Raw genomic sequence first — 22,557 nt, forward strand, 5'->3', positions numbered from 1 at the left:
GATAACTCCACACAACACGGAGGCATAGCTCCCGACCGTATGGAGGGAGTGCTCCGCACAGCAGGGAGGCATAGCTCCATAAAGTGCGGGGGAATAAAGACGAATTCGATTAATTGATAAAGTATAATTGGTGAGGTAATGCACTGTCTTGAATAAAACTGATTTTCGTAATAAAATAAAACCTTATGAAAACAGGTTTTATCGCAGAAAGGGCAAAACAGCTTAAAATCTCTTCTCTTTCGATTTCCGAAGGCCTACGTTCAGGCGGCTTCAGTTCGGCTTTTCGCGGGCAGGGTATAGAATTTGACTCAGTGCGGGAATATGAAACGGGAGATGATGTGCGCTCTATAGATTGGAACCTTACGGCGCGGAGCGGTAAGACCTATGTTAAGATGTACCGTGAAGAAAGAGATTTAAGCATTTTTATCTGTGTAGATTTTTCTCTTTCGATGGAGCCGGGGCTCGATAAAATCAGTCCTAAGGAAAAAGCTATCGAAACGGCAGCTCTTTTAGCCTTTGCGGGGAGGAATATATTTTCTCCTGTCGGAGCCCTTTTTTTTGATGGAGAAAAAGGCCCCTTGTTTATTCCTAGAACGGGAGAAGAGCATATTTTGACCATATTAAAATCTATGGAAGATTTTGCCTTTTGCAAAAATCGAAAACCGGTACGGGGAACACAGATTGCGTCTGCGATGACAGCCGCCTCTAAGATTTTGCGTTCACGTTCCTTGGTAATAATCATTTCGGATTTTAAGGTTGAGGGTTATGAAAAGGAGCTTGGGCTCTTGGCGGCAAAACATGATGTTGTTTGCCTTAAGATAAGCGGATCTATGGATTCTTTTTTGCCGGAAGCCGGATCTATAAGATTTAAAGACCCTGAAACCGATTTTAGAATGCTTTTGCCTACGGGCTCTAAGACCTTTCAGATGGAATATAAAAAGAATTTTACTGAAGAAATATCAAGGTGGGAAAATACCTGTAAGCATTCCCTTGCAAATCCTGTTTTACTCGATGTAAATGACGATACCGTAAAAGTATTGGGTGACTTCTTTTTGTCGAAACAAAGCAATCAGCGTGTTTTAAAAAATAATTTAGCTAAGTTCGGAGCGGATGGATGGAAGGCATTTTAATTCCTCAACAGGTTTTTGTAGGAGACTCCGCAGAATTTTTATTTCCTATAGATGATTTGCAATCTTTTGATCCTTCTATTTTAATGTCCGGCTCTTTTAAAATTGATAAGATAAAACAAAATACTATGATGGATATAACTTCCATTCAAATTAAAAAACAGAAAACAAAAGAATACATATCCATAAATTTTACTCCATGGGAAACAGGTGCTATTTCTTTTCCTCCCTTGGACGAGGCCGGTATTTATGATTCAATACCCCAAGTTTTTATTTCTTCAATATTGGAAACGGCAAAGGTTGAGGTCATACAGCCTCCTCGTCCTCCTCTTTTACTTCCGGGTACGAGCTATTTGCTTTATCTTATAGCTTCCGTAAGTGCCGTATTTATTTTTACTTCCATAATGATTTTTTCTGCGGTAAAAAAACATTTTTTTGTTTATTCTTTTTCGAAGGCTCAAAGAATAAGAATTAAGGTCTTGAATAAATCTTTGAGAAAGTTAAAGCGGCAAGTGTCTTCCGTTTCTTCTTCCGACAGCCTTGAGGGAATTACAAAAAGAAAGGATTGGCTAAAAAAATTCGAGTTTGCTTTTAGAAGGTATTGTTTCAGTTTGACTTCATCGGAAGCGGTTTTAAAATCGGGTGAGGGCGAGAGTCTTACATACTCGGAAATATTGGAAAGCCTTAAACGGAAGTTTGAAAGCACCTACGGAGTTTACTTTGAATTTGAAAAAATCTTTTTTAAACTTCAAGCTCTCCGTTTTGGGGCTGCGGATCTAAAAGAAATAAACTTTGAAATGGAAAGTATTTATTTTTTAAATCAAACATTTAAACTTATGAAAATAGCAGAATCCGAAATTCAAAAAATTATAAACGCTGATCAAAAAGAAAAGTTAAAATACAAGGCGGATACAAATGATTAGCTTTAACCATCCCCTTATGCTTTTATTGATTTTATTTTTTTTCTTGTTTCTTATATTAAAAAAAAGCGGTCTTATTGCAAGCCCCGAATTAAAATTAAATTTGGTTAATTGGAAGGGCTTTTTTCCTAAAAAAAATAAGCTTATGGAATTCGGGAATCTCTTATGTTACCTTCTTTGGTATTGCGGAATTATTTTTTTAATAATAGCCCTGTCGGAACCTGTTATTTTTAAAAACAAACAAGTCTATACCGATGCCGGAAGTTCCATTATGTTTTTGTTGGACATAAGCCCTTCTATGGCAGCAAAGGATATGAGCGGAGAAACGAGGATCGCAGCTGCAAAAAAAATTATAAGAAAATTTGTTGCAAAGTATCCCGGGGATTCTTTCGGCCTGACGGCTCTTTCAAGTTCTGCAGCTCTAATTCTTCCTCCTACGATCGACCATAAGGTGTTTTTATCCCGCCTCGATTCTTTGAGTATAGGAGAATTAGGAGATGGAACTGCAATCGGCATGGGGCTTGCAGTTTCTTCAGCCTATATGACAAGGACTAAGCTGAACTCTTCATACATTGTTTTACTTACAGACGGTGAAAATAATACGGGTGAAATCAATCCAAAAACTGCGGCAAAAGTTTTAGTAAATAAAAACATCGGCTTTTATGTTATAGGGATAGGAAGTTCGGGATATACTACCTTGGAGTACACAGATCGAAAAACGGGGAAAACCTACTCGGGATCTATTTTTTCCAAGTTCGATGAGCTTGAGTTAAAAAAAATCGCTCAATACGGAAACGGAAAATATGCCTCTGCCTCTTCACCCGAAATACTTGAAAATATATTTAACACAATATCCAAGCAGGTCCCTGCAGCGCAGTCTAATTTTACCCGGATTATCGAAGAAAATTTATATGTGTACTTTTTGTCGGCTTCAATTTTTTCCTTTGTGCTTGTGTGGCTTTTGCGCCGAATTTTTATGAGGGTATATCTATGATAAGTTTTGAAAATTCGGTATACCTGTTTTTTATCCTATTTTTGTTTCCTTGTTGGTTTATTTTTTATATAAACTTAAAAAAGATAAAAAAAGCTTATTCAGGCTTGGAAAATACAAAAAAAATAATAAAAAAGGCAAAAATAAGAGCCTTGTTTTTTTCCGCTGCATGGATTTTTTTGATTTTGGGCTTGGCCTGTCCTCTTTGGGGTTCCAAACCGGTTTCCGTCAGGAGAAGGGGTGTATCGGTTATATTTGTTTCAGATATTTCAAAAAGTATGAGCCTTCAAGATATTCACCCCAGCCGTATTGCCGTACAAAGACAGTTTTTAAAAATCTTGCTCGAAAAGATGCATAAAACTTCACCTGAGTCTGCAGTAGGGCTTGTAATTACAAAGGGTGAGGGCGTTTTATCGGTGCCTTTAAGCTTTGAAAAAAATGCCCTATCCTCTGCAATAAATGCCTTATCTCCCTTAATTCTTTCTTCTACAGGCACGAACCTTGAAGCGGGCGTTTTACGGGCATTGGATTCTTTTGGAGAAAACAGGGGAAACTCAAAAATAATAGTTTTATGCACGGACGGCGGGGAAACCTCAGGTTCTCTTTTACATGCTGCAGAAAAAATAAAAAAGACGGATGCAATCCTAATTATTGTGGGCTTCGGTACTCTTGAAGAAACTAAAATAAAAGTTCTTGATGAAAAGGGAAATACCCAATTAAAGGATGCAAGATTGGAAGAAGCCTTTTTGCAAAAGGCTGCAAGTATAGCAGGGGGTGAAAGTACGTATATCTCGGCTTTAAGTTCGGGGTCTATAGAAAGTATCTTAAAAATAATAGACGCCGGTGTAGAGGGAGTTGAAAAAATGGTTTATATACAGGAGCCTGTAAAAAGAAATTTTGAAATGCTTTTACTTGCTTTTATTTTTTTATGTTTAGGCGGAGTATCCTTTTATGGTAAAAATAAATAAAATAATCTGTATAAGTATCCTTATTTTTTTGATATCCTCTTGTAGTAAAGTTGATAGGGCCAGGCTTAATTTTCTTTCGGGATATATTGCATGGAAACAAAATGATTGGAATAAGGCTGCATCAAACTTTTTTAAATCGATAGACCTGAGTGAAGAGGTTGAAGATGTAAAAATAAAAGACTATTCGGATTTTGCAATCGGCTCCATTTACCTTATGCAAAATGAAGATGCTTCAGCTCTTTCCCGTTTTGAAAAGATAAATGAAAATACGGATAAAAATTTGAATTCCTATATTTATTATCAAAAAGGAATAATAGCATTTAAAAATCATGAATATGAAAAGGCTGTAAGGCTTTTTAAAAAATCTCTGGAACTTAAACCGGATAGTGTTGATGCTAAGATTAATTTCGAGCTTAGTATGCGTTATCAAAAAAAACAAAAGGAAAAACTTCCTAATTCTAAAAGTGCTGCCGTTATTGAAAATAAAGAAGCCGATTTATTGGAAAAGACGATTTTAAATTTAATACGGCAAAAGGAGAAAGAACAATGGCAAAAGAAAGAGCAAGAAAACAAGCAGCCTCAGGCATTCGATTATTGATTCTTTTTTTTCTTTTTTCTCTTTATCCGGGACTTATCTATGCCGGAATAGAGAAGGATCCGGAACTATCTTTTTCTTCAGGCCCACTATTTATAGATTCCGTTTTTGAAATAAAAATAAAATTGGATGAATATTCTTCTAGGTCATCGGATGAACCTAAACTGATTATTTTGGATGAGGATTCGGTTCTTGAATTTTTGGATTCAAGTATAAATTCATTGTACGGCGGTATTTTAATCACAAATAGGTATAAGCTAAAAAAAATAGGAAACTTTGAACTTATTCCTTACTTGTATTTGGGAAAGTATCAGACTAAACTTAAAAAGTTTTCTATTCAGGTGGAACCTCCGGCCCTATCAAAGGATACAATGTTTAAATGGAAAATATTGGACGCTGTTTCGTATTCTCCGGTTAAAAAAATTATACAGGGAAAAAAATATCTCATCGTTTTAATGGGCTTTTTTTATGATTATGTTCAAACTGAGGGCAGGACTTCCGGTTTGGATATAAACTGTCAGGCTCCTGAAGATTCCATTTTCGAAGCTGCCGTCAGAATTAAAGAATCCGATACGTCAAAAATAGAGCGTACGATTATTGATGAAACAGGTTGGAAGGCGGTTTCTTATTTTTTTTGGACGCCTCTTAAAGCCGGCGATATAGGTCTTCCGGTGGCGCAAATAAGTATAGCCTCCGAATCAAAAGATTCCCGCAAAATTTATGTTAGAGAGCAAAGGGTAAATGTAATAAAGGGAAGCCTTAAACAAGAAAAAATAAGCGACGACGAAAAAAAAGCTTATGAAACTTTAGGCCCTGCCTTAAACACTAAGAAAAACGAACTTGGTCAAACTAAGCTGAAAAATCATAAAGAAAATTTTGAAGAAAAAAAAGAAAAGGCTTTACTTATTGCAGAGCTGCGTACAAAGGAAGCCGGCAGTTTTTTTCCGGGAAAAATAAAAAATCAAAGACTTGAATATGAAAAAGAACTTAATTTAAAAGAAAGCTTTGCCGTCAGGTCTGCAATCCTAAAAAAAATATTATGGTTTTTATTTTTTATTTTATTGCTGCTATCAAGCTATTTTTTCTTGTATAAAAAGAAGAATATCGTATTTAAGCTTTTTTTAATTTTAAGTCTTGGTTTGATTTCCGTCCTTATCTTTTTATATTCGCGGCAATATGAAAGAGCTGTTTATAGGCCGCTAAACTATGATGAGCCGTATTTACTTTATCATATACCCGAAACAAGCGGAACCATTGTAAGCTCCCTGGAAATTGGTGAAACCGTTATCATAAAACAAAAAACTTCCGAATGGTTTTTTATAGAAAAAAAAGACGGTACCGGCGGCTGGCAAAAAAAGAACAGCTTTATTATAACGGATTAGGAAGATGGGAGGTTTACATGAGTAAAAATTTCGGAGACATCTTGGACGAGTGGGATAAAATAACGGGAAAACCTTACGGAAAAAAGCAGATAAAAAAAGACGAGCATTTAAATAAAAAAAACCATAAAACGCTTATAAAAGAAGATAATTCGAAAAAGATAAATCCCATGGAAATGTGGCTAAGGCGTTACGGCGTTGAAGATAAGGATGCTCAAGAAGAGTTTACCTCAGTCGATTATGCAAGGCAGCGCAAGACATTAAGAGAGATGCACTGCGAAGATGAGATCGACTTACATGGGATGACATGCGATGAAGCCGAAGCCGCTTTAAATGTTTTTTTTGAAAATTCCATACGCCGAGGCTTAAAAAAAATTTTAATTATTCACGGTAAGGGAAACCACTCCGGCGGAGGTGCCGTATTGGCCCCCTTTGTCCGTTCCTATCTTGAAAAACATAAAAGGGCAGGCGAGTGCGGTCATCCTAAAAATGCAGACGGCGGCACCGGTTCCACTTGGGTTATATTAAAATAGAAATTATTTTAAAGATGCCAAGGCTTTATAAAAGACATCTTTTTTTTCTTTAATTTGAGCTGCCGTAAAATATTTTTCCATTTTCCTTAATATTTCATTCATTTTTGCTTCTTCCTCTTTAATATCTATGATAGGCATCGGCTTTGCATTAAGACTTATACTAAAATTCAATGCTTCCTTTTTTTCTGATTCATCGAATTCAAAAAATATGCCGTCTTTTATATTTTTAGGTGTTTCATTTATTTCATAAAGAGTTATCTCAGTATTTTTACATTTTTCACCGCTACATACCGTTATATTTAATTTTTTCCCTATTTTGAAAAAATTCCAATGACCCGTTATTTTGACGGCCGGTTCTATTTGATAATTTGCAGCAGCTGCTAATTTCCCGTTATCTTCTTGTAGTTCAAAGCATCTTGTATAATATACCTTGTTTTCTTTTATGTTTTTTACCTTTAAATAAATATTTTTCTGTTCGGTAAAAAAAGAATTTTCGGAACCCTTTACCTTTTCTTCCCTGATTTCTGTTTTACCGTCATGACAAAAGCCTGAAGTTTTTGAATATCTTATTCGCATAAGAACGGTTTCATAGTCTTCTAAAAGTTTCGATCCTTCATTTCCCCAAAGGCTAAATACTGCAATAAATACCAAAAATATGGAATACAAAATCTTATTTTTTTTCATTTACTTACCTCTCTTTTTCAGATTATAAACTAAATTTACTTTTTTATACAGTATTTCGATCAATACTTTTTAACTCTTCTTTTGATAACTGTCTTTTTACGGTAACTTCGTTTGCCTTTGTTTGTACAATAACCGGGTCTCCGGTAGGAGTTGTTTTTCCGTAGATTTGTACAATAGGAAATCTGGGGTCATCAGGATTGACATCTATTACCTTTGCAATTTTTCCGTTGGAAAGATGAACATACATTCCGACAGGATAAAAGGATAGAGAATAAAGCAGGGCTTTTAAAATGGTTTCATCATATTGTCCGTTAGTATTCTTTATCATCTCCACAATACCCGATGACGCATCTTGAGCTTCTTTATAAGGACGTGGAGCTGTAGCAGCTTCATAAGAACATGCAACGGCTATTATTTTGCCGTACATTGAAATTTTTTCTCTTGTAAGGCCCCTCGGGTATCCATGCCCGTTTTCTCTTTCGTGATGCTCCAGAGCCCCCAAACATATGGGTAAAGAAAAAGAAGATGTTTTTAAAATATTATAGGACAGGACAGGATGTGTAAATAAGGCCTTTTTCCCTTCTTCGCTCAAGGGGGCATCATACATATAGTATTGAGGCGGAAGCCTGAACATACCTATTTCGTGTAAAAGGCAGGCAGCTCCAAGCTCTATGAGCCTATGCGGTGGCATTTTAAGCTGAAGTCCTATAATTATGGCAAAAATTGAAGACCGCAAAGAATGCATGACAAGATAATTTGTCGGAGAGCTGTATTTCTGCATTTCTATTAGAAGGATATTTTTTTTGTCGCTTTTTACAAAATCGCATAATTCTTTTATTTTATCAAAAACTAAACGAGGTTCCAAAATTTTTTTCATAGTATAATCGGTAAAAATTTTATCCGTAAATCGTAAAAAATCCCAGAATTTATTTTCAGTTTCTTCCATAATTTCCTTTTGTTTTTTCAGTTTGTCGGAAATTATTTCGTTTTCCTTGCTTGAGTCCAGAACATCCTTGCCTGAGGCAGTATCGGTCCTTACACTCATAAAACTTGAAGGTTCTCCGTCAGAATAAAGGAGAGAAAAATCCCATTCGTTTAAAATAGCCTTTAGCTCGGCAGTAAGAGGTGTTTCCGGAATTAAAAGCAAAAACTTTTTATCCAAATAAACATTTTTATTAAAAAATGATAAATCTTTTATATGTTCTGCATTGTAGGTATTCACTTATTTTCTCTCCTATGATACAATATATATTATTATAAAGGATTTTATATGAAATTAAAAGTACTATTTGTTATATTTAATATCGTCTTAATTTTATTATTGTTTACCGTTTTTTTCCTCCCCCTATTTTATGCTGACGGCTCTTTTATGCGGGAATTTTGGAAAGCTAACTGGTTTTTTGGGCCTGTATTTTTAATTCTTATTTTGTTTGTAAATATAATGTTCTTAAAAAATAGACTTTTGATCAAATATATTGAATCCGAAGATTGGTCTTCTTTGGCCTCCTTACTGGAGAAAAAAATCTATACGAAAAAACGGATTACCTATAAAAGTTCGCTTCTTTTAGCGGAATCTCTCCTTCTTTTAGGTGATTTTACTTCCATGAATAAATTTTGTGACTTTTTAAAGGATAATAAACCAAAATATATATCAAAGCTGGGGCCTAAATTTGCAGCAGCTAAGATGATTTCCGGGAATTATCAAGATGTTTTTGAATTTAGTTCGTCTTTACCTGTTTTAAAAACAACAGCAAGTGAATGGATTGTATTTTATTCGGCTCTTTCCCTTCAAATGATGAAAAATTATGAAAAAAGTGCCGCTTTATTCACTAAGGTATCGGATTCGGCAAAAAATCCTCTAATTAAGTGTCTTAGTACATATTTTGTTGTTAACGTTTTACAAACCTATTCACAGTTGACTGAAGAGGAAATAAAAGCAAAAGCCCTTCTCTTGCATTCAAGAATAAATAAAAACTATACTTATGAGTCATGGAAGGCTTATACGGAGTCCGAAAAACAGGAAATACATGTAATGATTTTAACAAAAATAATAGATGATGTCACTTCTTGGCTCTTCTTCTAAATTCACAAAATTGTTTTCGTCCTATAAATGAATGTCGGAAGATTTTTTTAAAATTTTACCGAGCCTGAAAACAAGTTATAGTCCAATTCTTGGAAATCTTCCAAGACATCATCGGGGTAGGGCGGCGTTTTGCCTCTTTTTACCCTTTCCATTGCCGATTCCCAAAGAATAAGAGAATTTGTATCAAGCTTTTCCTGCTGTTCCAAGGCCATGCTTCTATAAGGGTGCTTATGAAGCGGAATATTTCCTGCCATGGCATGGTTTAAGAGCTTCCAGTTGGAGTGTATTAAATCCCTTACCGTCTTAAAAACTTCATCTCGGGAATCCAAAAATTTAAGGGCATAGCGGTTTTTTAAGCCCGTTCTATCTTCTTCATAGAAGGCCTTAACTTTAGGGTTATTTGTAATAATAAGTCTTTGATTAGTTTGTGAATCTTTTTGCATATCTTGTGTTTTGGAAATAAAAGTAAAGATAAAGGGCAGCTTAAGCTGCCCTTTTTTAGTGCTTATTTGTACTGACTTGCGTCGTAGGGGAGGCCCTTGTTATAGTCTTTTAAGACTTTAGCAACGGTTCCGCTTAAGAATAGCAAGGCTATAAGGTTCGGTATAACCATGATTCCGTTAAAGAAGTCGGTCAATTCCCAAACCAAGTCAATCTTAAGCAAGCTTCCGACAAAGATGAAGATAATTACCAGAAGCTGATAGGGAATAAGTCCCTTTGTTCCGAACAAGTATCTGATGTTTGTTTCTCCGAAGTAGTACCAACCGATGATGGTTGAGAAAGCGAAGAAGAAAAGACAGATAGCAATGAAAAGATAGCCGAATGTGGATCCGAACAAGTGCTGTGCGAAAGCTTCTTGAACGAGTTTAATTCCCTTCATTGTGGCTTCTCCACCTTCAAATTGTACAATGCCTGAGCTTAAAACGGTAAATACAGTGATGTTTAAAACGATGAATGTGTCGATAAATACGGCAACGATACCAAGAACACCCTGTTCTACGGGATGTTTAACATCGGCAACAGCGTGGGCATGAGGTGTAGAACCCATACCTGCTTCATTCGAGAAAAGGCCTCGGGCAACATCGTATCGTACGGCTCTTCCCATTCCAAAACCGAGAGCTCCGCCCCAAACAGCCCTGGGATTAAATGCTCCCTTAAAGATCATAGCAAACATTTCGGGGATCTGAGCTGCATTGATGATAATGACTATAAGACCGACCACAATGTAAACGATGGCCATAATGGGGACTACTTTTTCCGTAACCGAAGCAATTCGTTTAACACCGCCCATGAAGATAATACCTGCGATTACCGCAAGAACTGCACCTGTAACCCATGTAGGAATATGGAAAGCATTTTGGAAGGCGTCTGAAATTGAGTTAGCCTGAACCATGTTACCCATGAATCCGAGAGCAAGAATGATGGCTATGGCAAAGAAACCTGCAAGGAATTTTGCAAAGCCTTCGCCTACCTTATTTTTTAAACCTGCAGAAATGTAGTATGCAGGACCTCCTACAGTCTGTCCCGAATCATCCTTTGTCTTGTAAATTTGAGCGATAGAAGCTTCTGCAAAGTTGGTTGCCATACCTGCAAGGGCAGCAAGCCACATCCAGAAGATGGCTCCGGGACCGCCCATGATGAGGGCTGTCATGGCACCTACAAGGTTTCCTGTACCTACCTGTGCTGCAATAGCTGTAGCAACAGCTTGAAAAGAGCTCATACCGTGTTTTCCGGCTTCTTTACCGCTCAATGAAAAGTTACCGAAAAGGCGTTTCCAGCCTGCTCCGAATTTTGTAAACTGTACTCCTCCTAACCGGATTGTAAAGAACAAACCGGTACCGCATAGAAGCGGAATAAGGAAGTAAACTCCCCAAATAAATCCGTTAGCCGAAGAAACAAGGCTAGTAAGATTTTGTAAAAATTGTTCCATAGTGCGATTAAACTCCTTTTACGCATATAGCGATATAGACTTGTTAAAAACAAGCGCCTTTAACTATACAATCAAAATTACAACTTGTCAAGATATTGATATACAAAAATAAGATACTTTTATTATAGCATGTTCACTTTTTTATATAAAACAGCTTGACTTTGAACGTTATTTTTGTATAATGTCAGTCTATGAAAAGAAGATATTTTCAAATTATAAAACTTATGCAAAAAGATAAGAATATCCCGCAACGAGATATTGCAAAAAAGTTAAAAATATCCTTGGCCTATGTAAATAAAATTTTATTCGATATGGAGCATGATGGGTTTTTGTATACCGAAGGTGTTCCTCCTTTTGGTAAAAAGCGGCTTAGCAAAAAAGCTTTAACAGCTTTTGAAGAGTGCAGGGTGGATAATGCAATTATTATGGCTGCCGGTTTCGGTTCGCGTTTTGTTCCCTTAACCTATGCGACACCTAAGGGCTTGTTGGAAGTTTTTGGGGAAAGGATGATTGAAAGGCAAATTGAACAGCTGAAAGCTGCCGGTATCGACGACATAACGATAGTTGTCGGCTATTTAAAGGAAACCTTTGAATATCTTATAGATAAGTACGGCGTAAAGTTTGTATATAACCCCGATTTTAAGAATAAAAACAATCTTTCCACCCTTTACCATGTAAGGGATGAACTTAAAAGCACCTATATTCTTTCGAGCGATAATTGGCTTAGGGAAAACATGTATCATTCCCATGAGTATGATTCATGGTATTCTTCCGTTAAGGTAGCCGGAAAAACGAAGGAGTGGATATTAAAATTAGGCCTGCACGATAAAATTATGGATGTAAAAGTCGGAGGACGAAACGGCTGGGTTATGTACGGCCCCGTATATTTTTCAAAAGAATTTTCCGATAAGATACGCCCTTTGATTGAAGAAGCCTATGAAAGAGATGATACCGATGATTGGTACTGGGAAGATGTCTATATGAGGAACATAAAAGAATTAACTATGTTTGCAAACAAGCAGGGTGATCACCAAGTATATGAATTCGAATCCCTTGACGAAATTCGCCTCTTTGACTCTTCCTATCTTATTTCCTCCCATGATAAATGGCTTGAGCTTATATCGGATGTATTTAAACGTCCTGAGCACAGCATCACAAATCTAAAACCTTTAAAATTCGGAATGACAAACAAATCGTTTTTGTTTGAATTTGAAGGTGAAGAATATATTTTTAGAATACCGGGAGAGGGAACCGAGGCCCTTATAAACAGAAAGGAAGAATATGAGGTCTACAAGGCTATTTCTCCTTTAAACTTAAGCGATTCCATTATTTATTTTGATCCTGAAAAGGGGGTAAAAATTACCAAGTTTATTCCCAACTCCCATACTGCGGATGCCCGTAATCCTGAAGACTTAAAAAAATGTATGAAGGTAGCCCGCCGTCTGCATGAGTCCGGCTTAAAGGTTGCGCATTCTTTTGATCTACGTGAACGGATAAATTATTACGAAAAAATTGCAAACGAAAAAAACGGTATCTTCTATCATGACTACCACGAGGTTAGACTTTTGATGAATGAGCTTTTGGAATTAATTGAAAATACGGAAAAGCCTCATGTTTTATGTCATATAGACCTTGTTCCCGACAATTTTATAATAAACGGAAACGATGTCCATTTAATTGACTGGGAATATGCCGCTATGTGCGATCCCCTCATAGATATAGCTATGTTTGCCATATATGCTCATTATGATAATGAAGAGCTTGAGAATTTGATGTCTTTTTATTTTGAAAGGCCCGTAAAAGAAGAGGAAAGAATGCGTATCTATTGTTATGTTGCTCTTTCAGGCTTTTTATGGGCTCTTTGGACTTGCTATAAGGAGGCTTTGGGGGTAAGCTTTGGAGATTACGGCTTAAAGATGTACCGATATGCAAAGGATTATTATAAAAAAATAAAAGAACTAGGAGGTAATCTATGATGAACACCGGAGATGAACTGGGTGTAAAGGAACTTGAGTTAAAGGATAAAAATGAAATTGATTGGCTTATAACCGTATTACCCCTTGCAGTAATAATCTGTCTGACGGGATTGGTTCTCTTTTTTCCTGTAGAATCGATGAAGGTAGTTGATGCTCTTTGGTCTGTTTTTGTAAATAAGCTGGGCTTTTTCTATATTTTGCTCGGCTTGGGCCTTGTTTTTACTGCCATAGGTTTAGCCTTTTCAAGATTCGGAACTGTAAAACTGGGGAATCTTGAAAAACCTCGATACGGAAATTTTACATGGGGGGCTATGATTTTTACCTCGACTATGGCAGCCGATATTCTTTATTGGTCGCTGATAGAGTGGGCCTATTATTTTGGTGAAAGTCCCTTCGGTCTGTCTTCTCTTTCACTGGCAGAAAGACAGGATTGGGCCGCGGCCTATCCTCTATTCCATTGGGGAATAACACCGTGGGCTTTTCATATAGTGCCTGCCGTAGCCTTTGCTTATATGCTTCATGTCAAGGGAAGAACAAAGCAAAAGCTGTCCGAAAGCTGCCGTCCTATTTTTGGGGACAGGATTGACGGCCCTATAGGAAAGATGATAGACGTTTTTTCGGTAATAGGCTTATTGGCCGGAACTGCTACAACATTCTCGCTTGCAACTCCTCTTTTGTCTTTGGCTGTGTCCACTATTTTTGGAATACCTCAAGGAAAGATTTTGACTCTTGTCATTCTTCTGATAATAGCTGCCGTCTACACGGCTGCCGTTTTATTGGGCTTAAAAGGGATTTCTCAGCTTGCAAAGATTTCGGTTGTTTCTTTTTGTGTTCTTTTAGGCCTTGTCTTTATAGCCTCGCCCAAAATCTACATAATTGAGACCAGCATAACCGGTATCGGCAAGGTTATTCAAAACTTTTTCGGCATGTCCACATGGATGGACCCATTGCGTATTTCCGGAGAAGGAGGGGCCGGCTTCCCGCAAAACTGGACAATATTTTATTGGGCTTATTGGATAGCTTGGTTTGTTGCAACTCCTTTCTTTATAGGAAAAATTTCAGAAGGCCGTACAATAAAGAATACCATAATCGGCGGTCTTATCTGCGGTATAGCGGGGACTTATTGTTCTTTTATAATCCTTGGAAATTACGGGCTTCATTTACAGGCTCACGGAATATTTGATGCAGCGTCCGCAATAAAGGAAACGGATGCTTCTCAAGTTATCCTACAAATTCTTAACACCCTTCCTTACGCAAAAATTGTTTTGGGCATTTTAATAATTACGATGATAGCCTTTTATTCCAGTACCTTTGATGCAATTACTCTTGTAATAGCTTCCTATTCTCAAAAGAATTTGGAAAAACATACCGAGCCTAAAAAAGGCTTGAGAGCCTTTTGGGCTGTAGTCTTTGTAATGCTTCCCGCAGCCTTAATCCTTGTGGGAACTAATTTAAACCAGCTTCAAAGTCTTTCGATTATAGCCGCCTTTCCTTTGGGAATTATAATAATACTGATAGTGATAAGTCTTTTTAAGGAACTAAAACATAACGGAGGGTATAGGTAGCCTAATGTTTAAATAAAATTGTAAAAATATTTGCAGGATATCCGATATTATAGAATATAGAGAACTTGTATTTTATATATCGGAGGTTCTTATGCCTGATTTTTACGCACATTATATACATGGACAAAGGGTTTTTGCTTTATTGTCTCCTGAAATTGTTGCCGAAATTTCAAATAAAAATTTATATAATCTCGGCTTACAGGGCCCTGATTTTTTGTATTTTTATAAACCCTTTAAAAAGAATAATAATCCTGTTTTGCAGCTTGCAAAGGATATCCATAATAAAAATTGTACCGATGTTTTTAATGCCGTATTAAATAAAATTAGAATAGAGCCTAATACGGATGAATTTTCTTACATGATGGGCTTTATAGGTCACTTCGGTTTGGATAGTTGCTGTCACCCTTATGTAAATGCTATGGTTGAGGAGATGAAAAGAGACCATGCCGAAATTGAAATGGAATTTGAAAAATTTTTATTAAAGCAGGACGGGCTCCATCCTCTTAGATACAAGGCCCATAATTATATCGATATAAGTGAAAAAGAAGCTGAAGCCGTTGCAAATATCTACAGATGTCTTCTTCCCTCTATAACAAAAGAAGATATCTTGCGTTCTTTTCATAGTTTTAAAATGGGGAAACATTTTTTCTATGCACCTACGAAATTATCTCAAAGTCTAAAACTTTCTTTAATTAAAATCTTAGGCCTTTATGATTTTTTGCAGGGGCACATTATTAGAACGGCTGACCATATTAAAAGTAAAATTACAAATAAAAAGCTTTTTTCTCTTTACAATAATTCGATAGAAATAACGGCCGAGTTGATGGAAAATTTTTATAAGAATCTTACGGAAAATAAACCTCTATTAGACAGGTTCGGCTATAATTTTGCGTGAAACTTTAGGGAACCTCTAAAAACTTCAGTTTTTTAGAGATCCCCTTTATTTATTACCTTTTGCAAGTTCTTCTTTTTTATATGAGGCTTCCTGAGCATATTTTATGGAAGGAATAGATTCTGCCAGTTTTGAATAAAGATATAAAGCCTGTTCGGTATTACCGTTTTTCGAAAGAGAATCCGCAAGATTCATAAAGGCTCTCCAAAAATTTTGTTTTTCGGCCCATAATATTACGTCTTGTCTTCTATTCAGTCTGTGAAGCAGGTTTGTAAATTCGGTATATTTGTAATTATAGTCGTCTTTTGAGATAAGGTCATCAAGGTTCGTTATAGTTATTATGGAAGCTAAAACAGCGGTTGCAAGAGCTCTTCTGTTTTTGCCCGCTTCCAAATATATTTCAGTTAAATCCATGTAGGCTTTTAAGGCTATCGGATTACGGTTTCGATACAGCAAAAAGAATTTTTCGGTTGTTTTTTCCGAGCTTATTGTTTTAATCATAGCTTGAAGAGCATCGCTTTCCAAATTTGTAGTTCCGTATATAGGATCTTCGGTTAAAACAAGCAAGAGGTATTTTTCCTGTTCATCGTATTTGCGCAAAAGTTTTGATGTGTCGGCAAGTGCATAAATTATATTGAACCTTTCATCGGGAATTTCCAAAAAATTGTGAAAATTCCATGCTTCCTTATAATAGTGCATGGCCTGCTCATAATCTCCTTCTGCAAAATAAATTCGGCCTGTCAAATAATCCGTTTCAGGGAAGGCCTTGCGTTTTTCGAGCCATGACATTAATTTTGAAATAGACTTATCAAAAAATACGGGCGGATGAGTTAAAAAGATTTCATCTAAAATTTTACAGGCATCGTGGTCTTCTCTTTTATTTAAAATTGCATAGACATCCGAAATATTGTCTCCCTCGAGCTTTACCCTTTTCGGTTTTAAGGCATTGAACATATAAGAATATTTTGCTTCCATTTGTTCTTTATGAATATCCCTTGCCTTATTTGTTAAGTGTAGGGCCAGGCCGAACTCTCCTTTTTCCATTTGAATTTTTGCTTGTTCTAAAAGATGCCAAGGCCTTTCTTTTTCATCAATAGTTTCCAAACAAAAAAGGTTTGAGTAAAAATAAAAAATAGATAGTACGATAAAAATAATTTTTAATTGTTTTTTCATAGACTTTGAAGCTCCTCTATAAAGGCTTTATCCACTGCCTTAATTTTTTCTTCTTCGGTTAATTTTTTTAAATCCAAGCGTTTGGTAATTGCTCCGTGTTTAAATATTATAACGGAGTCTTCTGCTCCGGTAATTCCAAGGTCTGCATGCTTGCCTTCTCCGGGGCCGTTGACTACGCAGCCCATAACGGCAATGCTTATGTCCTTCTTTTCGGATAAGAGTTTTGTCTGCCATCGTTTTACAAAGGCTTGAACATCAAAGCCCTTTCTTCCGCAACGCGGGCAGGATATGAGCCTTATTCCGCCTTGCCTTTTACCGCATTCGGTTAATATTTCTCTTCCGGCTATAACTTCATTTTCGCAAGAATCGGAAAGGCTTACTCTTATGGTGCTTCCTATGTTTTGTTCCAAAAGCCGGTAAAAGGCTATTGTGCTTTTTACAATACCTTGAATAAGGGGCCCTGCTTCAGTAACTCCCAAATGAAGGGGATTATCGAATTTTTTGGCAAAGATTTCGTTTGCCATAACCGTTTCCCGCACATTGGAAGCCTTCATAGAAACTACGGCATCTTTAAAATCGGCTTTTTCGAAAATTTCCAATTCTCTTGCCGCAGCCTCGGTTAAGGTATCAGCTCTCAAAAGGGAAATCTCATCATCTAAAGCCTTTTTGTCGCCGCTTAAGTTTCTTTTTGAATTTGCCTCTTCTATTTTCTTTTTTAGATCGGAAGGCAGAGAGCCCGAATTGACCCCTATTCGGATAGCAGTTCCCGTATCCTTTGCCTTGCGTATAACTTCTTCCGTTTTTTCTTTTGAACCGATATTTCCGGGATTTATGCGTATTTTTGCCGTGTCCCCGTCCATGCACCGTAAGGCCAGTTTATAGTCGAAATGGATATCGGCCACGAGGGGCATCTCCGTTAATCGGGTGAGCTTGACAAATTGCTCCGCAGAATCCATGTCGGGAACTGCAAACCTCACGATGTCGCAGCCCAACTGTTCCAATTCATTTAGGCTTTTTACAATAGAAAGGAGATCAGCTCCCAATAGGCTTTCTTTCCACATAGTTTGAAGCAAAATCGGTGAAGTGCCTCCGAGAGTAAGTTTTTTAACCTGTCCTTTGCCACCTATATGAATTGTCCGCGGTAGTTTTATCGAGTTCATATCAGTTCATTATCGGCAGAAATTATTCAAAATACAAGTTTTATTATAAAATCACTCTAATATTGTTACAGCCTTTTGGGTTTGATTGCCGGCTTTTTCCAGTTTGCCGATTATCCATGATTCTTCTCCGACAAGCTCGCGATATTTTTCGGCCATGTCGGGGGAAACAACGGCTATCATTCCGATACCCATATTGAAGACCCTGTACATTTCGTCCCCGCTTGCACCGGTTAATTTTTGGATCAGGGGATAAAGAGGCGGTACGGGCCACGAGCCTTTTTTTACCTTGATGACGAGGCCGGCAGGAATAACGCGCGGAATGTTTTCGATAAAACCTCCGCCCGTGATATGGGCTAGGGCTTTTACGATTTCGGGATGCTCCTGTAAAGTTGGATAGATTGCATTTAGATAGGAGCGGTGCGGTTTTAATAGAACCTCATGTAATGGTGCTTTTAATTCGGGGTAGACGGTATTAAGGTCTACGCCTTTAAAGGCTGTTCTAATCAATGAATATCCGTTTGTATGGGGACTGTCCGAGGCAAGGCCTATCAGGAGGTCTCCCTCTTTTATGTTTTTCTTGGGAAGAATTTTTTCTTCATCGACGGCCCCGACAATGGTTCCGGCTATGTCGAATTCTCCTTCCATATAAACTCCCGGCATTTCCGCCGTTTCGCCTCCGATTAAGGCACAGCCCGATTCTTTACAAGCCTTTGCCATGCCTCCTACTATGTCGGCAATCATTTGCGGATCCAACTTTGAGCTTGCAACATAGTCCAAAAAGAAAAGGGGTTTTGCTCCTTGAACGAGGATGTCGTCAATGCAGTGATTTACTATGTCTTGGCCTATTGTTGTGTATCTACCGGCTTCGGCTGCTATTTTTACCTTTGTTCCGACCCCGTCCGTAGAACCTACAAGGACTGGCTTTTTCATTTTAAAAAGCTCTTCAGTGCCGAAAAGACCTCCGAAGGTGCCTACATCCGAAAGAACGGATTTATTAAATGTTGATCTAACCGCTGCACTCATTAAGCGGACGGCCTCATTTCCTGCATCAATGTTCACGCCTGATGCGCTGTATACCGAACTCTTATCTTTAGATAGATCTTCGCTCTTGCCCTTTGGCTGCTCTTGGTTTTTATTTTTCATTTCGTTCATTTTATTTCTTCCTTTTTATTTTATATTTAAATAAATGTTTATTTAAGTTGATTTAGATGTTCCAGTCCGCGTTTTGCAATGTCCTTTCTGTACTGCACTCCGGGAAAATGTATGGTTTTTATTTTTTCATAGATATTATCCATAGCTTTTTGTAAGCTCTTATCATTTGAGCTTATACAAAGAACCCTTCCGCCCGATGCGAAAATTTTGGAGTCTTTAAGGGCTGTGCCTGCATGTATTACGCTCACCTCAGCGGAACCTTCCAATTCCGAAGCGGACAATTCTACCGGTTTTGATGAAGAAAGAGGATAGCCTTCACTTGCAAGCACTACGGTTGCCGCATAGCCTTTTTTCCATTTAGGCATAGCTTCCCCGAGCCTTCCTTCTGCACAATAACTCATGGTTAGGGCTAGGTCTCCGTCAAAAAGCTGCATTAAGACTTGGGTTTCGGGATCTCCGAATCGGCAGTTATATTCAAGCACCTTGGGTGTAAAGCCCTTGCCGTCCTTTGTAAGCATGATGCCCGCATAGAGAACCCCGATGTAGGGCGTGCCTCTTTTTTTCATTTCTTTTACAATGGGAAGAATTGTAAGAGCCGCATATTTTTCGGCTTCTTCGTATGAGCAAATCGGAGTAGGGGCATAGGCTCCCATGCCGCCGGTGTTCGGGCCTTCATCATTGTCTTTAAGCCGCTTGTGATCTTGCGAGGGCGGCATTACGGCTATTTTTTCTCCGTCCGAAAAGGCAAGGATGGAAACCTCTTCTCCTTCAAGGCGTTCTTCAATAACTACCTTGTCGCCTGAAGTTCCGAATTGTTTTTCGATCATTATATTTTTAAGTTCGGCTATGCCTTCTTCTTTTGAGTCAGGCAGGATAACACCTTTTCCTGCCGCAAGGCCGTCAGCCTTTATTACAAAGGGGTAGTCCAAGCCTTCAATATATTTTTTTGCTTTTTGAAAATCTGTGAAAGAAGAATATCTTGCCGTTGGAATGGAAAGAAGGCTCATCATCTCTTTGGAAAAATCTTTAGAGGCTTCCAATCGGGCACAAGCCTTTGACGGCCCGAAAAATGCTATTTTTTTGTTTTGAGCTTTTGCTTTTTCTTTTATCAGGTCTTCGAAACCTAAACACAGAGGAACCTCGGGGCCTGCAATTACAAGGTCTATTGAGGCAGAAAGAGCAAAATCGGCAAGTCCTTCGATATTGTCGGCCTTTATGGGAACGTTTTCACCCAAAAGAGCCGTGCCTCCGTTTCCGGGTGCTATAAAAAGTTTACCGAGAGAAGGTGATTCTTTTAGCTTTAAAGCTATTGCATGTTCCCTTCCGCCTGATCCGACAAGCAGTATGTTCATCTTTTTCTCCAAAATAAGGTGCTGATGTTTTGAATTTTAAGTATATCAAAATAAGGGTGGAGGGGCAAGGGGAGGAAGCTTATAACTTTTTATATTTTCCTCTTTCTAAAAATTTTACAAAACCCTTGTCTCTTAAATATTGGAGTTGTTGTCTTATCTTGTCTTTGATAAAATTATTTTCAGGATGTTTTAATTTTAACTCATTTTCAAAGGCGTATATTTGGTTTAAAGAAAATTCTTCTGTGTTTATTTTTTCTATACAAGCTATGATATCAAGCAGCCAGCCTCGAGATTCAATATTTGTTTTTTTTAGGGATTTTATTTTTGCATATTTGTTTATTATTTCTTTCGAGTCTGTTTCGATTTGATCTTTTATTATAAATATTTTTCCTGCATCGGGAATTTTCGAAATATCTATATTGCATCCTATCCATCCGGCTCGTCTTGCCGTATTTGATAGAGGCTTTCTTTTTAAAATAATAGATGGAGTAAAAAAATGATTTGGTATCAAAATGAAATTTGATACTTCGTAGTCCTTATAGGTCAGAAAAAGAAAGTTCGGATTTCTATAAGATGTAATTCTTTCAATCATTGTTTTATAGGCTCCGTCCGTAATGATATTCGGTAATTTTCCGGAAATGCTTTCTTTACTTTTTAACTCAAAATCCGATTTGCAGTTTTTACAGAAGAAATCTCCTGCCGGATAGTTATTTGGATATGCCTCGATTTTAAGTTTACCGCAAATCGGGCAATTAAAATTTCTTAGTACCCAATCCTCTGTTAACACCCTTACTATCTGAGATTTACTGTGATATTTTTTAATCAAAGAAATGTCAAATCGGTATATCATAATCGTCCCAAATAATTTTCTACTAATCAACTAATCTTAAATTTAATCCTTATCAAAAATATCCTTTATGGTTTCTTTTTCTGCCTTTTCTTTTGCTTTTTCGTAGTCGCCTTTAAAAATAAATAAAATAGCACCTAAGTCAAAACCAATGTCGCAAAAGAAAAAGGGTTTATTGTCGGTGTATCTAAATCCTGTCCTTGCACTTAAAAGTTTTGATTTTAAAGGATATTTTCTTCCGGCAAAGGGATATATTTCTTTTGTAATTGCAAACTCCAAGCCTGCATTTATTTGAAACCTTGAGATTATGACGGGATCGACAGCATGAATACTTGTAAAAAGATTCAGTTCAAAAGTATCGGATATGGAATTTAAGGTATTGAAGCTTAGTTCTGCATTTATAAAAGACATAATAAAGAGTCCGTGTTTAAAAAAAGCCGTTCTTTGATTGGATTCTCCATTGATGTTTTCTATTTCTTTATTGTTTCCTTTTATATCCATATAAAAAGGGCTTAAAGATAAGTTAAACCCCGAGTTCAAGTCTTTAAAATAAAACTTAAAGGCAGAAATATTCAGGTCCCATGCAGCCTTAGGTTTTTGTGCTTGGAAGATGCCTCCAAATTTTACATCTCCCAAGGACCAATAAGAATTGAGGTCAAATCCGTAAGCGGAGAGGGCTAGGCTTAAAAATAAAACAAAGCTTATTTTTTTTATATAATTTTTAAATAGAATCATTTTTCTTCCTCCAAATATAATTTATTATAGGACGCTTTTAAAAACTTCAATTGTTTAGAGATGCCCTATTATAATTTCACTTGTACATGGTACTTGATTGATAATAGTATTTCTTACAGGACAACGAAGTTCAATATATTCTATAAATTTTTTGATCTCTTCTTCCGTATTATCTGAGAACACGGTAATTTTAGTATGAATGCTTTTAAAAATCAAGGGTAGGCAATTATCTACCTTTTCCAGTGCTCCTATATCACCTTCCATTTCAAAAACTATATCTTTAAGATTAATACCGAACTGGTCAGCAAAAATCCAAGCATTTATACATTTGCATGCTCCAAGAGATGACAAAAGTGCTTCAACAGGATTCATTGCCAAGTCCGTTCCTCCTGCTTTTAGCGGTTCATCCAGCAGCATAGTATGATTGCCGGATTCGCATTTCATTCTGAATTTTTCTTCTCTTCTTACCTTCGCTCTAAAAGTTGACATAAAACC

General features: G+C 37.1%; 22 protein-coding genes. 11 read left to right on the forward strand and 11 right to left on the reverse strand.

Going from position 1 to position 22,557, the window contains the following annotated elements:
• The first annotated feature begins 185 nt into the window (after positions 1-185).
• From TDE_RS05985 to TDE_RS06015, 7 genes are read left to right on the forward strand one after another with little or no spacing between them, the layout of a single operon-like run.
• Positions 186-1,130: a DUF58 domain-containing protein gene (locus tag TDE_RS05985; protein WP_002678741.1), complete on the forward strand. Its 945-nt coding sequence runs from the start codon at positions 186-188 to the stop codon at positions 1,128-1,130.
• Entirely contained in the window at positions 1,115-2,050 is a 936-nt protein-coding gene (locus tag TDE_RS05990; protein WP_002678750.1) for a hypothetical protein, read from the forward strand. The genes TDE_RS05985 and TDE_RS05990 overlap by 16 nt, the downstream gene beginning before the upstream one ends.
• A complete protein-coding gene (locus TDE_RS05995; protein ID WP_002678753.1) occupies positions 2,043-3,041 on the forward strand; it encodes a VWA domain-containing protein in 999 nt (332 codons plus the stop codon). The genes TDE_RS05990 and TDE_RS05995 overlap by 8 nt, the downstream gene beginning before the upstream one ends.
• A complete protein-coding gene (locus TDE_RS06000) occupies positions 3,038-4,006 on the forward strand; it encodes a 26S proteasome regulatory subunit RPN10 (protein ID WP_002678757.1) in 969 nt (322 codons plus the stop codon). The genes TDE_RS05995 and TDE_RS06000 overlap by 4 nt, the downstream gene beginning before the upstream one ends.
• A complete protein-coding gene (locus tag TDE_RS06005; protein WP_002668528.1) occupies positions 3,990-4,604 on the forward strand; it encodes a tetratricopeptide repeat protein in 615 nt (204 codons plus the stop codon). Before TDE_RS06000 ends, TDE_RS06005 begins: the two co-directional genes overlap by 17 nt.
• Complete coding sequence (locus TDE_RS06010) at positions 4,553-5,983, forward strand: hypothetical protein (protein ID WP_002678760.1); 1,431 nt, start codon at positions 4,553-4,555, stop codon at positions 5,981-5,983. The genes TDE_RS06005 and TDE_RS06010 overlap by 52 nt, the downstream gene beginning before the upstream one ends.
• 17 nt (positions 5,984-6,000) lie before the next feature.
• Entirely contained in the window at positions 6,001-6,513 is a 513-nt protein-coding gene (locus tag TDE_RS06015; protein WP_002678761.1) for a Smr/MutS family protein, read from the forward strand.
• A gap of 3 nt (positions 6,514-6,516) precedes the next feature.
• Here TDE_RS06015 and TDE_RS06020 read toward each other — a convergent pair whose 3' ends face one another.
• Positions 6,517-7,197: a hypothetical protein gene (locus TDE_RS06020; RefSeq protein ID WP_002678762.1), complete on the reverse strand. Its 681-nt coding sequence runs from the start codon at positions 7,195-7,197 to the stop codon at positions 6,517-6,519.
• Between the two features lie 43 nt (positions 7,198-7,240).
• Positions 7,241-8,419 (reverse strand): HD-GYP domain-containing protein, encoded by a 1,179-nt coding sequence (locus TDE_RS06025; RefSeq protein ID WP_002668533.1) that lies wholly within the window; start codon positions 8,417-8,419, stop codon positions 7,241-7,243.
• Positions 8,420-8,467: 48 nt separating this feature from the next.
• On the opposite strand from TDE_RS06025, the gene TDE_RS06030 reads away from it, so the two are divergent.
• Positions 8,468-9,280, forward strand: a complete 813-nt coding sequence (locus TDE_RS06030) for a hypothetical protein (RefSeq protein ID WP_002677773.1) — start codon at positions 8,468-8,470, stop codon at positions 9,278-9,280.
• 47 nt (positions 9,281-9,327) lie between these two features.
• Here the strand turns inward: TDE_RS06030 and TDE_RS06035 are convergent, their stop codons facing one another.
• Positions 9,328-9,723 (reverse strand): GrdX family protein, encoded by a 396-nt coding sequence (locus TDE_RS06035; protein WP_002668535.1) that lies wholly within the window; start codon positions 9,721-9,723, stop codon positions 9,328-9,330.
• A 62-nt stretch (positions 9,724-9,785) separates the two neighbouring features.
• Positions 9,786-11,210 carry an alanine/glycine:cation symporter family protein gene (locus TDE_RS06040; protein ID WP_010956936.1) on the reverse strand — a complete coding sequence of 475 codons (1,425 nt, stop codon included), beginning with the start codon at positions 11,208-11,210 and terminating at the stop codon, positions 9,786-9,788.
• Between the two features lie 191 nt (positions 11,211-11,401).
• Here TDE_RS06040 and TDE_RS06045 point away from each other — a divergent pair, with 191 nt between their 5' ends.
• The 3 genes from TDE_RS06045 to TDE_RS06055 all read left to right on the forward strand — a co-directional run bounded on the left by TDE_RS06045 (position 11,402) and on the right by TDE_RS06055 (position 15,646).
• Positions 11,402-13,186: a phosphotransferase gene (locus tag TDE_RS06045; protein ID WP_002678765.1), complete on the forward strand. Its 1,785-nt coding sequence runs from the start codon at positions 11,402-11,404 to the stop codon at positions 13,184-13,186.
• Positions 13,183-14,751: a BCCT family transporter gene (locus TDE_RS06050; protein ID WP_002678766.1), complete on the forward strand. Its 1,569-nt coding sequence runs from the start codon at positions 13,183-13,185 to the stop codon at positions 14,749-14,751. The genes TDE_RS06045 and TDE_RS06050 overlap by 4 nt, the downstream gene beginning before the upstream one ends.
• Before the next feature lie 91 nt (positions 14,752-14,842).
• Positions 14,843-15,646 carry a zinc dependent phospholipase C family protein gene (locus tag TDE_RS06055; protein ID WP_002678767.1) on the forward strand — a complete coding sequence of 268 codons (804 nt, stop codon included), beginning with the start codon at positions 14,843-14,845 and terminating at the stop codon, positions 15,644-15,646.
• A 45-nt stretch (positions 15,647-15,691) separates the two neighbouring features.
• On the opposite strand, the gene TDE_RS06060 is transcribed toward TDE_RS06055, so the two are convergent.
• The 7 genes from TDE_RS06060 to TDE_RS06090 all read right to left on the reverse strand — a co-directional run bounded on the left by TDE_RS06060 (position 15,692) and on the right by TDE_RS06090 (position 22,551).
• The gene (locus tag TDE_RS06060; RefSeq protein WP_002668541.1) at positions 15,692-16,816 is read right to left on the reverse strand and encodes a tetratricopeptide repeat protein; all 1,125 of its coding nucleotides are present in this window, start codon (positions 16,814-16,816) and stop codon (positions 15,692-15,694) included.
• A complete protein-coding gene (gene ispG, locus TDE_RS06065) occupies positions 16,813-17,976 on the reverse strand; it encodes a (E)-4-hydroxy-3-methylbut-2-enyl-diphosphate synthase (protein WP_002678768.1) in 1,164 nt (387 codons plus the stop codon). Before ispG ends, TDE_RS06060 begins: the two co-directional genes overlap by 4 nt.
• Positions 17,977-18,027: 51 nt before the next feature.
• Positions 18,028-19,128 (reverse strand): phosphoribosylformylglycinamidine cyclo-ligase, encoded by a 1,101-nt coding sequence (gene purM, locus TDE_RS06070; protein WP_002678769.1) that lies wholly within the window; start codon positions 19,126-19,128, stop codon positions 18,028-18,030.
• A 38-nt stretch (positions 19,129-19,166) separates the two neighbouring features.
• On the reverse strand, positions 19,167-20,480 hold the full coding sequence (purD, locus tag TDE_RS06075; RefSeq protein WP_002678770.1) for a phosphoribosylamine--glycine ligase: 1,314 nt from the start codon (positions 20,478-20,480) through the stop codon (positions 19,167-19,169).
• A gap of 79 nt (positions 20,481-20,559) precedes the next feature.
• Positions 20,560-21,330, reverse strand: a complete 771-nt coding sequence (locus TDE_RS06080; protein ID WP_002678771.1) for a DpnI domain-containing protein — start codon at positions 21,328-21,330, stop codon at positions 20,560-20,562.
• Between the two features lie 42 nt (positions 21,331-21,372).
• A complete protein-coding gene (locus tag TDE_RS06085) occupies positions 21,373-22,062 on the reverse strand; it encodes a hypothetical protein (RefSeq protein ID WP_002678772.1) in 690 nt (229 codons plus the stop codon).
• 54 nt (positions 22,063-22,116) lie between these two features.
• A complete protein-coding gene (locus TDE_RS06090; RefSeq protein ID WP_002678773.1) occupies positions 22,117-22,551 on the reverse strand; it encodes an OsmC family protein in 435 nt (144 codons plus the stop codon).
• Between the last annotated feature and the right edge of the window lie 6 nt (positions 22,552-22,557).

Source organism: Treponema denticola ATCC 35405 (genome assembly GCF_000008185.1).
GTDB classification, from domain to species: Bacteria; Spirochaetota; Spirochaetia; order Treponematales; family Treponemataceae; genus Treponema_B; species Treponema_B denticola.

Coding starts and splice junctions, on each gene's coding strand:
- TDE_RS05985 (WP_002678741.1), top strand. CDS start 186: ATGAAAACAGGTTTTATCGCAGAAAGGGCAAAACAGCTTAAAATCTCT.
- TDE_RS05990 (WP_002678750.1), top strand. CDS start 1,115: ATGGAAGGCATTTTAATTCCTCAACAGGTTTTTGTAGGAGACTCCGCA.
- TDE_RS05995 (WP_002678753.1), top strand. CDS start 2,043: ATGATTAGCTTTAACCATCCCCTTATGCTTTTATTGATTTTATTTTTT.
- TDE_RS06000 (WP_002678757.1), top strand. CDS start 3,038: ATGATAAGTTTTGAAAATTCGGTATACCTGTTTTTTATCCTATTTTTG.
- TDE_RS06005 (WP_002668528.1), top strand. CDS start 3,990: ATGGTAAAAATAAATAAAATAATCTGTATAAGTATCCTTATTTTTTTG.
- TDE_RS06010 (WP_002678760.1), top strand. CDS start 4,553: ATGGCAAAAGAAAGAGCAAGAAAACAAGCAGCCTCAGGCATTCGATTA.
- TDE_RS06015 (WP_002678761.1), top strand. CDS start 6,001: ATGAGTAAAAATTTCGGAGACATCTTGGACGAGTGGGATAAAATAACG.
- TDE_RS06020 (WP_002678762.1), bottom strand. CDS start 7,197: ATGAAAAAAAATAAGATTTTGTATTCCATATTTTTGGTATTTATTGCA.
- TDE_RS06030 (WP_002677773.1), top strand. CDS start 8,468: ATGAAATTAAAAGTACTATTTGTTATATTTAATATCGTCTTAATTTTA.
- TDE_RS06035 (WP_002668535.1), bottom strand. CDS start 9,723: ATGCAAAAAGATTCACAAACTAATCAAAGACTTATTATTACAAATAAC.
- TDE_RS06040 (WP_010956936.1), bottom strand. CDS start 11,210: ATGGAACAATTTTTACAAAATCTTACTAGCCTTGTTTCTTCGGCTAAC.
- TDE_RS06045 (WP_002678765.1), top strand. CDS start 11,402: ATGAAAAGAAGATATTTTCAAATTATAAAACTTATGCAAAAAGATAAG.
- TDE_RS06050 (WP_002678766.1), top strand. CDS start 13,183: ATGATGAACACCGGAGATGAACTGGGTGTAAAGGAACTTGAGTTAAAG.
- TDE_RS06055 (WP_002678767.1), top strand. CDS start 14,843: ATGCCTGATTTTTACGCACATTATATACATGGACAAAGGGTTTTTGCT.
- TDE_RS06060 (WP_002668541.1), bottom strand. CDS start 16,816: ATGAAAAAACAATTAAAAATTATTTTTATCGTACTATCTATTTTTTAT.
- ispG (WP_002678768.1), bottom strand. CDS start 17,976: ATGAACTCGATAAAACTACCGCGGACAATTCATATAGGTGGCAAAGGA.
- purM (WP_002678769.1), bottom strand. CDS start 19,128: ATGAACGAAATGAAAAATAAAAACCAAGAGCAGCCAAAGGGCAAGAGC.
- purD (WP_002678770.1), bottom strand. CDS start 20,480: ATGAACATACTGCTTGTCGGATCAGGCGGAAGGGAACATGCAATAGCT.
- TDE_RS06080 (WP_002678771.1), bottom strand. CDS start 21,330: ATGATATACCGATTTGACATTTCTTTGATTAAAAAATATCACAGTAAA.
- TDE_RS06085 (WP_002678772.1), bottom strand. CDS start 22,062: ATGATTCTATTTAAAAATTATATAAAAAAAATAAGCTTTGTTTTATTT.
- TDE_RS06090 (WP_002678773.1), bottom strand. CDS start 22,551: ATGTCAACTTTTAGAGCGAAGGTAAGAAGAGAAGAAAAATTCAGAATG.